This is a genomic window from Marinobacter sp. C7 (assembly GCF_022343555.1).
Lineage (GTDB): Bacteria > Pseudomonadota > Gammaproteobacteria > Pseudomonadales > Oleiphilaceae > Marinobacter.
The window spans coordinates 1,596,489-1,611,933 of sequence record NZ_JAKQZH010000001.1; the positions used below are offsets into that span (position 1 = coordinate 1,596,489).

The following is a 15,445-nucleotide window of genomic DNA, read 5'->3' on the forward strand; positions in this document are numbered from 1 at the left end:
TAAGATACTGAATCATGTCGGGAAATAGCTTTGGAAAACTCTTCACAGTAACCACCTTCGGTGAGAGCCATGGGGCCGCTCTGGGGTGCATTATCGACGGCTGCCCACCGGGCCTGGAGCTTTCGGAAGCCGACATGCAGCGGGATCTGGATCGACGCAAGCCGGGCACTTCGCGCCACACCACCCAGCGCCGCGAGGCGGACGAAGTACGGATCCTGTCCGGGGTGTTCGAGGGCAAGACCACGGGAACGCCCATCGGCCTGATCATCGAGAATACCGATCAGCGCTCCAAAGACTATTCCAAGATTTCCGAGCAGTTCCGCCCGGCCCATGCCGACTACACCTACATGCACAAGTATGGTGTTCGTGACTACCGCGGCGGCGGTCGTTCTTCTGCCCGCGAAACCGCCATGCGTGTTGCTGCCGGCGCTGTCGCCCGGAAGTTTCTGGAACAGCGCTTGGGCATCCGGATCCGCGGCTACCTTTCCCAGCTTGGACCGATCAAGGCGGAAAAGCTCGACTGGGATCAGGTGCACCAGAATCCGTTCTTTTGCCCAGATGCCGATAAGGTGCCGGAAATGGAAGACTACATGGACGCACTCCGGAAAGAGGGTGATTCCATTGGCGCCCGGATTAATGTGGTGGCGGAAGGGGTACCTCCCGGCCTTGGCGAGCCGATCTTCGACCGTCTCGATGCTGATCTCGCCCATGCGTTGATGAGTATCAACGCGGTGAAGGGTGTGGAGATCGGGGCCGGTTTCGATTCCGTAGAACAGAAGGGCACCGAGCACCGGGATGAGATGACGCCTGAGGGCTTCCTGTCCAACAATGCCGGCGGCGTGCTTGGTGGCATTTCCTCTGGTCAGCCCATCGTGGCAAGCATCGCCCTGAAGCCGACCTCCAGTCTCCGTCTGCCGGGCCGCAGTATCGATGTGAACGGGAATCCGGTGGAAGTCATAACCACCGGCCGTCACGATCCCTGTGTCGGGATCCGGGCCACGCCGATTGCCGAAGCCATGATGGCGATTGTTCTGATGGATCACTACCTGCGCCACCGGGGTCAGAATGGTGATGTGGAAGTCTCCACGCCTGTCCTCGGGCAGCTTTGATGCTGCTGGCCTTTGAACTGGGAAAAGCGGCTGCGGCCGGGCAGTCCGTTCAAAAAACGCCCGTGAATACGTCCCTGTAGGGCTCGGTCGCGCCATCCATGGCGCTTCACATTTTTGAACGGTCTGCCGGGTCGCAGCCGCCAAATCTCACGATACTTCTTTAGGAGTCCTGGTATTTACTGGCGGCTTTCCAATCTCTATTTCTGGTTCTTCGCCCTTCTGGGCGGACTGCTTCCATATTGGTCTCTGTACCTTGAGGGGCAGGGTTACACCTATCTTCAGATCGCCACGCTGATGGCGACCATCCAGTTGACAAAGATCGTTGCCCCGAGTGTATGGGGGTGGCTCGGCGACAAGAGTGGCCAGCGGGTACGGTTGGTCAGGTTTGGCGCTATTACTGGTTCTCTCTTCTTTGCAGGGGTCTTCCTCGAGCCTGGTTTCTATGGCCTCCTGCTGGTGATGCTCGCGTTTACCTTTTTCTGGAACGCGATCCTGCCCCTGTACGAGGTAATCACTCTTCGCACGCTGGGTAGTCAGAAAGAGAAGTATGGACGGGTTCGCCTTTGGGGCTCGGTCGGGTTTATCGCGGCGGTAGCCGGAGTGGGGGGAATTCTCGAGATTGTTCCGGTTGGGTACCTCCCATGGCTGTTGCTACCGGTTTTCGCAGGTATAGCGGTATCTGCGTTTCTGGTGCCATCAGAAAAGGGTGAAGTTAAACCGCAGGCCCCCAAGGGCAGCCTCAAGCGAATTGTGACCCATCCGGCGGTTGTCACCTTCTTTCTGATGAACTTCCTGCTCCAGGTTTCGCACGGCCCGTACTACACGTTTTTCAGTATCCACCTTGAGCAGCACGGTTATGGCAAGTTACCGATCGGGCTGTTGTGGTCCCTCGGCGTGGTTGCCGAGATCGGTCTGTTTCTGGTGATGCACAGGTTTACCCGGCGTTTCACGGTCCGGCAGATTGCCATCGGGGCGCTGATGCTGACGATGATTCGCTGGGCGCTGATTGCCGAGCTGACCGATGTGATTCTGGTACTTATCTTCGCGCAGCTTCTGCACGCCGCTTCCTATGGGGCGCTTCACGCGATTTCAGTCCAGTACATCCAGGGTTTTTTCGGCAAACATCATCATGGCCAGGGCCAGGCCCTGTACAGCGGGCTTACTTTCGGAGCCGGAGGAGCCGCTGGTGCGTGGATTTCAGGCTTCCTTGTGGAAGGTATCAATACTTCTGCAGCATTTTGGGGGGGCGCTGTGGCCATGGCGCTGGCGGTGTTGATCACCTGGCGGGGCCTTAGGCCGCCGCCAGACGATATCTGACGTGTTGAATTACTCTTCCGGATCTTCCTCGTCTTCTTCGATCTTGAGCGAAAGACCGCTTCCGGTCGGACCCGAAGCGGCGGACGAGTCAGCATCTCCCTGACCGTGCAGCTTGATCTTCAGGCGCAGGTTATTGGCGGAGTCGGCATTCTTCAGCGCTTCATCCTCAGAAATCTTGCCTTCCTTCCAAAGGTTGAACAGCGCGAGATCGAAAGTCTGCATGCCTATGTTGGCTGACTTCTCCATGATTTCCTTGATGCCCTCGATTTCACCGCGCAGGATCAGCTCGCTGATGGTGGGCGTGCCCAGCAGGATCTCGATGGCCGCACAACGTTTTTTATCAACGGTCGGAACCAGCCGTTGGGATACGAAGGCGCGCAGGTTCATGGCAAGGTCCATCAGCAATTGCGGGCGACGTTCCTCGGGGAAGAAGTTGATGATGCGATCCAGCGCCTGGTTGGCGTTGTTGGCGTGCAAAGTGGAAATGCACAGGTGCCCGGTCTCGGCAAAAGCCAGGGCATGCTCCATGGTTTCGCGGTCCCGGATCTCGCCGATCAGGATGACATCCGGCGCCTGACGCAGGGTGTTCTTGAGCGCTTTCTGGAAGCTCCGGGTATCAACGCCCACCTCGCGCTGGTTAACGATGCACTTTTTGTGGCGGTGAATGTACTCCACCGGATCTTCGATGGTAATGATGTGACCGGCAGAGTTGGTGTTCCGATGATCGATAAGAGCCGCCAGGGATGTGGATTTGCCGGAACCTGTTGCGCCGACAAAGAGCACCAGGCCCCGCTTGGCCATCACCACATCCTTGAGGATGGGTGGCAGGCCAAGATCGTCGGCGTTCGGGATTTCAGTCACGATGTTCCGGGCGACAATCGAAATCTCGTTACGTTGCCGGAAAATATTGATCCGGAACCGGCCCACGTTGCGGATGCTGTACGCGAGGTTCATTTCGAGCTCCTGTTCGAACTCCGCGATTTGCTCATCGTCCATGATGGTGTAGGCGATGTCCTTGATTGCCCCGGGGCCCATGGGAGACCGGTCGATGGGCTTTAGTGAGCCGTGGAATTTGGCGCAGGGCGGGGCGCCGGTGCTCAGGTAAAGGTCCGAGCCATCGTGCTTGGCCAGAATCTTGAGGTAATCGTCAAAGCCCATGTCGTCTCCTGATCGTCAATGATTTATTTGGGGTCACCCGCTTCCTCCTCCCGCACCACCGACAGCAGCGCCCGCGCTGCCTGACTGAGCTGGCGCCCAGCCACACCGATACCTCCGAGCATCCGGTTAACGGGATACCCGGTATCCAGCTGGTGGACCGATTCATCCAGCATGCTCACCGGTAAAACACTCCAGCCTAGCCCGACACTCGTCATCATCTTTAGCGTCTCAAGGTAATTGGTCGGTATCTGCTGTTTCAGCGGAAGATTCGCCTCGAGAAAAAGGCGACTGACAGTCCGATAGGTGGCCGTTGTGGTATCGGGTAAAAGAGCGGGATGGCCGGCAAGATCCTCAAGCGATGCCGAAACCTGTCCCGACAACTCATGATCCCGCCCGACCACAAACGCCATGGGATCGGACCACTGTTCGTATACCACGAACTGGCTTCCCATACTGTCACTGAGTGTGACAAAGGCCAGCTCCGCGTTACGTTTAAGCATCTGCGCGTAAGCGGCATCCGACTCCATGAACTGCAGATTCAACCGTACTTCCGGATAGTCACGGGAAAAACGCCTTAGCCAATTGGGCAGATGATGCAGGCCGATGTGGTGCGACGCGATAATCTCCAGATCTCCGCTTACCTCTCCGTCATCCGCCAAGAGCGCCACCCGGGCGTTGTGAATCTCGTCCAGGATCTTCCGAGCGTGGGGCAGCAATCGGGTTCCCGCATCGGTCAGTCGGATTTCGCGGTGGCTACGGTCGATCAGCTTCGCGCCCAGTTGGTTCTCCAGAGCTGCCAGGCGTTTGCTGATCGCCGGCTGGGTAAGATGCAAAACTTCTGCGGCTTCTGAAAAGGAGCCTTGGTCGACAATGGTTAGAAACGCTCTCAGAGAATTGGAATCCATTTCGAGGCCCTTCCTCTTGGTGGCATTCACAGGTTCGGGGGCTCAACCCAGACCTTTCGCCCAAAGTAAAATATGCCGAAACGGAATGCAAAGAATAAAAAACATGAATTGAGGTTATGCAGGCCAGGGGAGTAACATAGCCAACAATGAAGTCAAAACCAGAAACCCCCAGAGAGTGAGAGAGAACCATGGCGGGCAAGACCTTATACGACAAATTGTGGGACGACCACCTGGTCAAACAGCGGGACGACGGCTCCGCACTGATCTACATCGACCGTCAGCTGCTGCACGAAGTCACCTCACCGCAAGCATTCGAAGGCCTGCGCCTCGCCGGCCGCAAACCCTGGCGCATCGACGCCAACATCGCCACCCCGGATCACAACGTCCCGACCACCGATCGTGACAAAGGCATCGACGGCATTGTCGACCCCGTATCCCGGACCCAGGTTGAAACCCTCGACAAGAACTGCGACGAATTCGGCATCCTCGAATTCAAGATCAAGGACCAGCGCCAGGGCATCGTCCACGTCATCGGGCCGGAGCAGGGCGCTACCCTGCCGGGTATGAGCATCGTATGTGGTGATTCCCACACCTCTACCCACGGCGCCTTCGGCTGCCTGGCGCACGGTATCGGCACCTCCGAGGTGGAACATGTACTGGCCACCCAGTGCCTGGTGCAGAAGAAGATGAAAAACATGCTGGTCAAGGTCAACGGCAAGTTGGGTCCCGGCGTGACCGGCAAGGACGTCGTGCTGGCCATTATCGGCAAGATTGGCACTGCCGGCGGCACGGGCTATGCCATCGAGTTTGGTGGTGAAGCCATCCGTGGCCTCAGCATGGAAGGCCGGATGACGATCTGCAACATGTCCATCGAGGCCGGCGCCCGCGTCGGTATGGTGGCTGTAGATGACACCACCATTGATTACGTCAAAGGCCGCCCGTTCGCTCCGAAGGGCGAAACCTGGGACAAAGCCGTAGACTACTGGCGCACCCTGCACAGCGACGACGACGCGGTCTTCGACAAGGTAGTCGAACTCGATGGCTCCGCTATCATGCCTCAGGTGAGCTGGGGTACCTCGCCGGAAATGGTGACGGGCGTCGATGGGGCCGTGCCGGATCCGGCCAGGGAAGAAGATCCCATCAAGCGCGAGGGCATTGTCCGGGCGCTCAAGTACATGGGGCTGCAGCCGAACCAGAAGATCACCGACATCCAGCTCGATCGGGTCTTCATCGGTTCCTGTACCAACAGCCGTATCGAGGATTTGCGCGAAGCCGCTGCTGTGGTCAAGGGGCGCAAGGTATCGCCCAGCCTCAAGCAGGCGATGGTCGTGCCGGGCTCCGGTCTGGTAAAAGCGCAGGCTGAACAGGAAGGTCTGGACAAGATCTTTATCGAGGCCGGTCTGGAATGGCGCGACCCGGGCTGCTCCATGTGTCTGGCCATGAATGCCGACAAGCTGGGGCAGGGCGAGCATTGTGCCTCCACTTCGAACCGGAACTTCGAGGGCCGTCAGGGCTTCGGTGGTCGTACCCACCTCGTGAGCCCGGGCATGGCCGCCGCCGCCGCGGTGACCGGCCATTTTGTTGATGTCCGTGAATTGATGCACTGAGCCACAGGAGAGAGACCATGCGAGCATTTACGCAACACCAGGGAATTGTTGCCCCCATGGACCGTTCCAATGTGGACACGGACATGATCATTCCCAAACAGTTTCTGAAATCCATCAAGCGTACCGGCTTCGGTCCCAATCTGTTTGATGAGCTGCGATACCTGGACGAGGGCAAGCCGGACCAGGATTGCTCAGAGCGCCCGCTGAATCCCGATTTCGTGCTGAACCAGGATCGCTACAAGGGCGCCAGTGTGCTGTTGGCCCGCAGCAACTTTGGGTGTGGCTCCAGCCGTGAGCATGCGCCCTGGGCGCTGGATGACTTTGGTTTCCGGGTCATTATTGCTCCGAGCTTTGCCGATATCTTCTACAACAACTGCTTCAAAAATGGCTTGTTACCCATTGTTTTACCTGAAGAAGTCGTTGACCAGTTGTTCCGCGAGGCGGAGAAAAATGAAGGCTACCAGCTGACAGTGGATCTGCAGGCGAAGACCGTGACCACGCCATCCGGCGAGTCCTTCAGTTTCGATGTCGATGATTTTCGCCGGCACTGCCTGCTCAACGGCCTGGATGATATCGGTGTGACTCTCGAGGATGCGGATCTGATCCGCGACTATGAAGAAAAGCGCAGGCAGACCGCACCCTGGCTGTTCAATGCCGGCAACTGATCAAGCTCACTGACTTTAAGGAAGAACTTCATGTCCAGAAATATTCTCATGCTCCCGGGTGACGGAATCGGCCCTGAAATTGTTGCCGAGGCTGAAAAAGTCCTGAACAAGGTGAACGACCAGTTCAGCCTGGGGTTGAGCTTCGAAAGCGCGCTGGTCGGCGGTGCTGCCATTGATGAAGCAGACACGCCGCTGCCTGAGGAAACGCTTGAGAAAGCCAAGGCGGCCGACGCGATTCTGCTCGGCGCGGTCGGCGGTCCCCAGTGGGATAGCTTGCCGATGGCGAAACGCCCGGAGAAGGGTCTGCTGGGCCTGCGCTCAAACCTGCAGCTGTTTGCCAACCTGCGTCCGGCCATCCTCTACCCGCAACTCGCCTCCGCGTCCTCGCTCAAGCCGGAAGTGGTCTCGGGGCTGGATATCATGATTGTGCGCGAGCTGACCGGCGGCATCTACTTCGGTCAGCCCCGTGGCGTGCGTGAACTCGAGAATGGCGAGCGCCAGGGCTACAACACTTATGCCTACACCGAATCGGAAATTCGTCGTATAGGTCGGGTGGCTTTCGAGGCGGCCCAGCAGCGCGGCAAGAAACTCTGCTCCGTGGATAAGGCCAATGTGCTGGAAGTGACTGTTCTGTGGCGGGAAATCATGGAAGACCTGAAGCGTGAATACCCGGACGTGGAACTGTCCCACATGTATGTGGATAACGCCGCCATGCAGCTGGTTCGAGCGCCCAAGCAGTTCGATGTAATTGTGACTGGCAACATGTTTGGTGATATTCTTTCGGACGAAGCGGCTATGCTCACCGGTTCCATCGGCATGTTGCCGTCCGCGTCACTGAACTCGCAGAAGCAGGGCATGTACGAGCCCTGCCACGGTTCGGCTCCGGACATTGCCGGTCAGGGCATTGCCAATCCGCTGGCTACCATCCTCAGTGCTGCCATGATGTTGCGTTACAGCCTGGGCGAGGAAAAGGCCGCAGAAGCCATCGAAGCGGCAGTCAGCAAGGTACTGGACCAGGGTTTGCGCACTGCGGATATCATGTCTGAAGGCGCGCAGAAAGTGTCCACCCGGGAAATGGGTGAGGCGGTGCTCGCGGCTCTCTGAGCGGGCGATTCAGGTTCAGGCCGATTGAGACCCGACGGCAACAGGATGCAGTTGCCGCGGGATCATCCATCCTGTCCCTGCCAGCGATAACGGTAGCGGGCGGGCATAAATCAACGAGGTTCAAAGGTCGCACATGAAGCGAGTTGGACTTGTAGGTTGGCGTGGCATGGTGGGCTCGGTCCTCATGCAGCGCATGCGTGAAGAAAACGATTTTGCTGACATCGATCCGGTGTTTTTCTCCACCTCCCAGACCGGGAAGCCGGCCCCGGATGTTGGCAAGGAAGGCGTTCCGCCGCTGCAGGACGCTTTTGATATCGATACTCTCAAAACCATGGACGTGATCGTGACCTGCCAGGGTGGCGATTACACCGGCGAGGTCTACCAGAAACTGCGCGACGCAGGCTGGGAAGGCTACTGGATCGACGCCGCTTCCACACTGCGGATGGTTGATCATTCCGTGATCGTCCTGGACCCGGTTAACCGCAACGTGATCGATGATGCCCTGGACAAGGGCGTGAAGGATTACGTCGGTGGCAACTGCACCGTCAGCCTGATGATGCTGGCCCTCGGCGGGCTGCTCGAGCAGGACCTGATCGAGTGGGTGTCTCCCATGACCTATCAGGCTGCTTCCGGTTCCGGTGCCAAGCACATGCGGGAGCTCCTGAACCAGATGGGTGCTCTCAACAGCGCCGTGAAATCGGAGCTGGACGATCCGTCCTCTGCCATCCTGGAAATTGATCGCAAGGTGACTGACACCATGCGCTCCGGTGATTTCCCGACCGAAAACTTCGGGGTGCCTCTGGCAGGTAGCCTGATTCCGTTCATCGACAAGCAACTCGATAACGGCATGAGCAAGGAAGAGTGGAAAGCGGGTGTTGAGACCAACAAGATTCTTGGTCGTAGCGATAACCCGATTCCCATCGATGGCATCTGTGTCCGTATCGGCGCGATGCGTTCCCACAGTCAGGCGCTGACCATCAAGCTCAAGAAGGACCTGTCGGTGTCCGAGATCGAGGGCATCCTCGCCAAGGCCAACGACTGGGTGAAGGTTATCCCGAACGATCGCGACGCGACCATGGAGGAGCTGACTCCGGCGAAGGTGACCGGGACACTCAGCATCCCCATCGGACGGATCCGCAAGCTGGCCATGGGGCCGGAGTATATCTCCGCGTTCACCGTAGGGGACCAGCTGTTGTGGGGCGCTGCGGAGCCGCTGCGCCGCATGCTCCGGATCCTTCAGGAGCGTTAAGAAGTGTTACACAGGGGTAATTAATGCCAACTGTGTCCGGTTTCAGAAAACCGGTTAGGGGCGGAGGCTGATTTCGGCCTCCGCCCCTGTTATTTTCAGGGAACCTGAGGGGTTCCGAATCAAAGATAAAAAAGTGGTGCAAGGATTGCAGCTGATTGATTGATAAACGAGGCTTTATCAACAATACTTGCGAAATTGATTATTAAAATCGCGACATAATAACGAACATTATCCAGACGGAAGTCATCCAACCTCATCCGATTCTGTTTTTAAAAAGCAGTAACGAATAACGGAGACTGGAAAGGAAAAAGCATGAAGGTACGCAAGCTTGCGGTTGCCCTGGCTCTGGCAGGAGGGCTCGGTTCCGGCGTTGCACAGGCCCTGGGGCTGGGAGAAATCGAACTTCAGTCCTATCTGAATGAGCCACTGGATGCGGAAATTACTCTGCCCCAGAGCAGGGGGGTGAGCCCCGGCGATGTTCTGGTCGATATTGCCTCGGATGCCGCTTATGAGCGCGTTGGACTGGATCGCAACCAGTTTCTGAGCAAGCTCCGTTTTGAGGTCGTGACCGGCACCGACGGCAATCTCGTAGTCAATGTCTCCTCCAGAGAACCCCTGCGTGAGCCGTACCTGAATTTCCTGCTCGAACTGACCTGGCCTAATGGCCGCCTGATGCGGGAATATGCAGTACTGGTTGATCCTCCTGTGTATGCCGAGGATTCCGGTGTTCGTGAGCAAGTGGCGGCCCCTGGTTCGACTGCGCGTACCTCCGAGCCTTCCGCTCCTGCCACCCGTAGCAGTGAATCTATCCGGCGTCAGGCCGAAGCTGAAAGCTCACTCGGCCGCAGCTATTCTGCGAATACCTTTGGCCCCACCGGTCCGTCCGATACTCTCTGGACGATCGCCTCGCGAGTACGCCCTGATAACAGTGTGTCCATGCAGCAGGTGATGCTGGCAATCCAGGACCTCAATCCCGATGCCTTCATTGGTGGCAACATCAACCGTCTCAAACGCGGTGAAGTGTTGCGAGTACCCACCAGGGATCAGATCCAGAGCCGTACCCGGGCGGAAGCGACCCGCATCGTCAGTCAGCAGAATCAGGAATTCCAGTCTCCTCAGCGTACGGTTGATGCCACCCCCACGCCTCAGCAGGGGCAGCCGACCGAACAGGCTGCAACCGGTGGTGGAGACGCTGAGCTGAAGCTTTTGGTGGCGGAAGACAACGACTCCCGGGATACCACTGACGGTGGATCGGCCGGTGGCGACAGTGATCTGCCAGGCGGTGTTGATGCCGGCGAAGCCGTTGCCATGGAAGAGCTGGAAAGTGCCCGCCGCGAGAATGCGGAACTGAACAGCCGCGTTGACGACCTTCAGGATCAGGTCGAGACCCTGCAGCGTCTGCTTGAACTCAAGAACAGCCAGCTTGCCGATTTGCAGCAGATGGCCGGTGAGGGCGACGCTGATGCCGTCTCGCCTGGTGAGGGCGAGATGGCTCCGACAGCATCTCCTGAGGATGGCGTCGAATCCGGATCAGAAGAAGCGGGCGCGGATGAAGCGTCTGCCCCCGAGGCCGGTGCCGAAGCTACCGCTGATGAATCGGAGCAGGCCGACGGAACGGCCGGGGCTGATATGGCAGGTGAGGACTCAACCACAGCGGAGGGCGCCGCTGATGGATCGGAGGAAGCCGATGTTGCTGCTGGTGGATCCGCTGCGGACGCAGCAGACGAGGCAGCAACGGAAATGACAGGCACAGGCGCCGAGCCTGCTGATGCCTCTGCCGCTGGTGACGAGACGGCGCCTTCCAGCCAGGAGTCAGCGGAAGAGGTTGCTACCGCTGCTGCGCCGGCAGAGCCGGAGCAGAGCCAGCCGGCTCAGCAGCAAACGGACCCGCAAAAAGCTTTCCCCGGCAACATTATTGACATGATCGTCAATAATCCCATGTATCAGATCGCGCTGGGAGGCGGCCTGATTCTCCTGCTGTTGCTGCTGCTTCTGGTAGCGCGTCGGAATGCCAATCGGGAAAAGCAGTTCTACGAGGAGCTCAACACGGATACCGAGGGCGAGTCCGATTCTTTCGAGGTTGATCTCGGCGACGAAGAGAGCAAGGCTCCGGAGGCTACTGATGCCCTGGCCGAGGCGGATCGCTACGTGGCCTACGGTCAGAGCGACAGGGCTGTCCAGGCACTGGAAACAGCAATTTCCCGTGAGCCGAGCCGCACGGACCTGCGCCTGAAACTGTTGGCTCTCTACGCCGACAATCAGGACCGTCAGTCTTTCGAAAAGCAGTTTGGTGAAGTTGCAGCCTTCGAGGACGAGAATGCGCTGGCCGAAGCCAATGCGCTCCGCAGTCGTCTCGAGGAGGCCGAGTCGGTGCCCAGTATTGATGACCTCGAGTCGCAGCTGCGTTCAGATTCGTTCAGTACCGACCAGGAAACCGCATCGAATGAAGCTTCTGCCGAGCCTGAAGTCTCCGACGAGCTCCTGGCAGACCAGTATGATGCGTCCAGGGAAGAGCAGGTTGAAAACGAATTTGGCGATTTTGACACTGAATTTGCTGAATTCGATCTGAGCGATGTCGAGCAGGCCGAGGAAAAATCCGAAGGTGCAGCGGAGTCTGAGTCCGAGAGTGCCGATACGCGGAATGACATGCTCGAATTCGATCTGTCCTCCCTGGAGACGGAAGAGGGTGTCGAGCCGGAAGAGAAGAGCGACGAGACCGATTTCTCCTCTCTTGAAATGGATCTGGAGGAGCCGGTAGAAGAGTCAAAGGAAAGCCAGGCCGATGAGTTCTCCCTGGACCTCGAAGATGAGTCCTCCACCGCGGCAGATTCGGAAGGCGAAGAAGTCGAATCTGAGCTCAGTGGTCTCGACGAATCGTTCCTGGATGAGCTGGATGCCGAACTTGATAAAGTTGCCGATGACGACGAGCTTGGCGGTGAGGAAATTGAAGAGTCCTCACTGGACGACCTGGAGCTGGATGTCTCGGATGAAGATCTGGCTCTGATGGAAGAATTTTCCGATTCTGCGGATAGCGGCAATCATGGTGAAGAGGAAGCTGCGCCCCTGGATGATGAGCTGGGTCTGGAAGACACACTGGGTGAAGGCGATGTGATGGGTCAGGGCGAAGAGCCCAGCCCGGAGCAGGAAGTCGCCGAGACCGAGGAGTTGGAAGACCTGGGCACCCTGGAGAATCTGGCGGAGCAGGAGGCGCCTGCCGCTGACGAAGCTACCGAAGAGGAGATTCCTGTGGCAAGCGATGAGACCGGTCGTGCAGCACCTGTCGAAATTGATGAGTCCGAGCTTGGCGAGGACGATGACTTCGACTTCCTGGCAGGTACGGACGAAGCGGCGACCAAGCTGGACCTGGCTCGCGCCTATATCGAGATGGGTGACAGTGACGGTGCCCGGGACATTCTTGAGGAGGTGGCCCTCGAGGGTGATGACGCCCAGAAGGCAGAAGCCCAGGATCTCCTTAAAAATCTGTCCTGATCCGTTATAATCAATTCCTCAGGTGACGAGCGCCGGCCCCGGTCCACGGGATAACGCCGGCGCTTTGTTTTTACAGCAAGATCTTTTCGGACTTCCCCTTGTTCCTCGAAGCACAGCAACTGACCACAGACAACGCAATTGGTGACGGCCGGGTGGTTCTGGCCTTTGAGTACGATGGCCGGGGTTTTCATGGCTGGCAGATGCAGAAATCCGGTGTGCGGTCGGTTGAAGGGGAGCTCTCGAAAGCAGTTGCGAAAGTAGCCAACCACCCTGTTGACCTGGTGTGTGCCGGTCGTACCGATGCGGGTGTTCATGCCAGTTATCAGATTGTCCATTTTGAGACGCCTTCGGTCCGGAATCTTCGCTCCTGGGTCATGGGAATCAACACCGCGCTCCCGGGGGATATCTCAGTCCACTGGGCCGGGCAAGGGGCTGACGACTTTCACGCACGCTTTTCGGCCGTCTATCGCCGTTATCGCTATGTGATTTACAACCATGCGGTTCGCCCCGGAATCCTTCGTGGTCAGGTCAGCTGGACCTTTCGTCCACTGGATGCGGACAGGATGCATGAGGCCGCGCAGGTGCTGGTTGGCGAGCACGATTTTTCATCGTTTCGTGCTGCCGGATGCCAGTCTCGTACTCCCATCCGTTTCCTTGAGAAGATTTCGGTAACCCGTAAAGGTGATTTCGTCGTAATTGATGTTCAGGCCAACGCATTCCTGCATCACATGGTCCGAAACATTGCCGGTGCCCTGATGGCGGTGGGTAATGGCAGAGAGTCTGTGAACTGGATTGCCTCGATCCTGAAAGAGAGGGACCGGACCGTGGCCGGAGTAACCGCACCACCTGACGGTCTGTATCTGGTGGATGTTGGCTATCCTTTCGGGTATAGAGTTCCGAAAGCCGAGTGCGGCCCGGGTTTTGTCCGCCCATGGTTCCAGAGTGACGACAATCACCCGATTGAACCAACCCATATTCATCCCAAAAAACCGATGCCCGAACGATGAGTACGAGAGTCAAGATTTGTGGCCTGACCCGCCCGGAGGATGTCTCAGCTGCAATCAGTTGCGGCGCGGATGCTCTCGGGTTTGTGTTTTATGAACCCAGTCCGCGTTCGGTTTCGCCTGCGCACGCTGCGGCCCTGATTCGCGACATCCCACCGTTTGTGCAAGCGGTGGGACTGTTTGTGAATCCCGAGCCGGAATTTGTCGAGCGGGTGTTATCCGAGGTACCGCTGGATCTCCTGCAGTTTCACGGCGATGAGACGCCTGAGTTCTGCCGAAGCTTTGGCAGGCGATGGATCAAGGCCATCCGCGTTCGTGAGGAAGGACAGATCGAGTCGGCTTTTCAGGATTACCGGGATGCTGCCGGTTTGCTGGTGGATGCCTGGGTTCCGGACAAATTCGGAGGCACCGGTCAGTCCTTCAACTGGCAGCTTATCCCTGAAAACCGCCCCATGCCACTTGTATTGGCCGGTGGGTTATCATCTGATAACGTATCCCGCGCCGTAACACAGGTGAAACCCTGGGCTGTGGATGTCAGTGGCGGTGTCGAGCGCAGCAAGGGCATCAAGGACATCCAGAAAATTTCCGACTTCATTAAAGAGGTTCACCGTGTCTGTAAAACTGACTGAAGAAATGCTGAGCGCACTTCCCGATGCACGGGGTCACTTCGGTGCCTACGGCGGACGGTTTGTTTCTGAAACCCTGATGGATTCCCTGATGACCCTGGAGAAAGAATACCTCCAGATGAAAAAGGATCCTGAATTCCAGGCCAAATTCGACAAGGATCTGGCGGATTACGTTGGACGACCGAGCCCGCTGTACTTCGCAGAACGGTTGACCCGGGAAACCGGTGGCGCGCAGATCTGGCTCAAGCGTGAAGATCTGAACCATACCGGCGCTCACAAGGTGAACAACACCATCGGTCAGGCCCTTCTTGCCAGCTTCCTTGGCAAGAAGCGGATCATTGCCGAGACCGGAGCTGGCCAGCACGGTGTAGCCACGGCCACGGTTTGTGCCCGTCTGGGCTTGGAATGCCATGTGTTCATGGGCGCGGAGGATGTCCAGCGCCAATCCCTCAATGTGTATCGGATGAAGCTCCTGGGGGCGCAGGTCCATGCCGTCGAAAGTGGCACCCGGACCCTGAAAGACGCCATGAACGACGCCATGCGCGACTGGGTCTCCCATGTCGACGATACCTTCTACATTATTGGCACCGTGGCCGGACCCCATCCTTATCCGCTCCTGGTACGGGACTTCCAGTCGGTGATCGGTCGTGAAACCCGCCGACAGGCGCTGGACAAGACCGGCAAGCTGCCGGATGCGCTGGTTGCCTGTGTGGGTGGTGGATCAAATGCCATCGGCATGTTCTACCCGTTCCTCGGCGATGAGACTGTTGAGATGTATGGCGTTGAGGCCGGCGGCCTGGGTATCGAGACGGGGCAACACGCGGCGCCCCTGTGTGCGGGACGTCCGGGTGTCTTGCACGGCAATCGTACCTACCTGATGGAAGACGAAAACGGCCAGATTGCCGGAACCCATTCGGTCAGTGCCGGCCTGGACTATCCGGGCGTTGGGCCTGAGCATGCATGGCTCAAGGATATCGGCCGCGCCAACTACGTTTCGGTCACTGACGATGAGGCGCTGGACGGCTTCCGTATGCTCACCCGGGTAGAGGGCATCATGCCGGCACTGGAGACCGCCCACGCGGTGGCCTACGGCGTGAAGAAGGCCGCGGAAATGGACAAGGACCAGATGCTGGTTATCAACATCTCCGGTCGTGGTGACAAAGACATTCATACCATCGCCCAACTCGATGGTATCGAGATCTGAAGAAAGGA

The 15,445-nt window shown here is 58.0% G+C and carries 12 protein-coding genes; 10 read left to right on the forward strand and 2 right to left on the reverse strand.

The annotated features are described in order from the left end of the window. Positions 1–14 precede the first annotated feature (14 nt). Together aroC and MD273_RS07345 are read left to right on the forward strand one after the other, a co-directional pair. Complete coding sequence (gene aroC / locus MD273_RS07340) at positions 15–1,109, forward strand: chorismate synthase (RefSeq protein ID WP_239037087.1); 1,095 nt, start codon at positions 15–17, stop codon at positions 1,107–1,109. A gap of 114 nt (positions 1,110–1,223) precedes the next feature. Then, positions 1,224–2,426 (forward strand): MFS transporter, encoded by a 1,203-nt coding sequence (locus MD273_RS07345; RefSeq protein WP_239037088.1) that lies wholly within the window; start codon positions 1,224–1,226, stop codon positions 2,424–2,426. A gap of 9 nt (positions 2,427–2,435) precedes the next feature. Here the strand turns inward: MD273_RS07345 and MD273_RS07350 are convergent, their stop codons facing one another. Further along, on the reverse strand, positions 2,436–3,584 hold the full coding sequence (locus MD273_RS07350; RefSeq protein WP_239037089.1) for a PilT/PilU family type 4a pilus ATPase: 1,149 nt from the start codon (positions 3,582–3,584) through the stop codon (positions 2,436–2,438). A gap of 23 nt (positions 3,585–3,607) precedes the next feature. Then, on the reverse strand, positions 3,608–4,489 hold the full coding sequence (locus MD273_RS07355; protein WP_239037090.1) for a LysR family transcriptional regulator: 882 nt from the start codon (positions 4,487–4,489) through the stop codon (positions 3,608–3,610). A 188-nt stretch (positions 4,490–4,677) separates the two neighbouring features. On the opposite strand from MD273_RS07355, the gene leuC reads away from it, so the two are divergent. The 8 genes from leuC to trpB all read left to right on the forward strand — a co-directional run bounded on the left by leuC (position 4,678) and on the right by trpB (position 15,437). Continuing rightward, positions 4,678–6,096 (forward strand): 3-isopropylmalate dehydratase large subunit, encoded by a 1,419-nt coding sequence (leuC, locus tag MD273_RS07360; RefSeq protein WP_239037091.1) that lies wholly within the window; start codon positions 4,678–4,680, stop codon positions 6,094–6,096. Between the two features lie 17 nt (positions 6,097–6,113). Continuing rightward, entirely contained in the window at positions 6,114–6,761 is a 648-nt protein-coding gene (gene leuD / locus MD273_RS07365; RefSeq protein ID WP_239037092.1) for a 3-isopropylmalate dehydratase small subunit, read from the forward strand. 30 nt (positions 6,762–6,791) lie between these two features. Beyond that, positions 6,792–7,865, forward strand: coding sequence for a 3-isopropylmalate dehydrogenase (gene leuB / locus MD273_RS07370; RefSeq protein ID WP_239037093.1), 1,074 nt, complete (start codon positions 6,792–6,794; stop codon positions 7,863–7,865). Positions 7,866–7,998: 133 nt separating this feature from the next. Next, positions 7,999–9,114: an aspartate-semialdehyde dehydrogenase gene (asd, locus tag MD273_RS07375; RefSeq protein ID WP_239037094.1), complete on the forward strand. Its 1,116-nt coding sequence runs from the start codon at positions 7,999–8,001 to the stop codon at positions 9,112–9,114. 312 nt (positions 9,115–9,426) lie between these two features. Then, positions 9,427–12,603, forward strand: a complete 3,177-nt coding sequence (locus MD273_RS07380; protein WP_239037095.1) for a FimV/HubP family polar landmark protein — start codon at positions 9,427–9,429, stop codon at positions 12,601–12,603. Positions 12,604–12,701: 98 nt separating this feature from the next. Then, on the forward strand, positions 12,702–13,610 hold the full coding sequence (gene truA, locus MD273_RS07385; protein WP_239037096.1) for a tRNA pseudouridine(38-40) synthase TruA: 909 nt from the start codon (positions 12,702–12,704) through the stop codon (positions 13,608–13,610). Then, complete coding sequence (locus MD273_RS07390; RefSeq protein WP_239037097.1) at positions 13,607–14,236, forward strand: phosphoribosylanthranilate isomerase; 630 nt, start codon at positions 13,607–13,609, stop codon at positions 14,234–14,236. Before truA ends, MD273_RS07390 begins: the two co-directional genes overlap by 4 nt. Then, positions 14,229–15,437 (forward strand): tryptophan synthase subunit beta, encoded by a 1,209-nt coding sequence (gene trpB / locus MD273_RS07395; RefSeq protein WP_502846049.1) that lies wholly within the window; start codon positions 14,229–14,231, stop codon positions 15,435–15,437. Before MD273_RS07390 ends, trpB begins: the two co-directional genes overlap by 8 nt. Positions 15,438–15,445 lie beyond the last annotated feature (8 nt).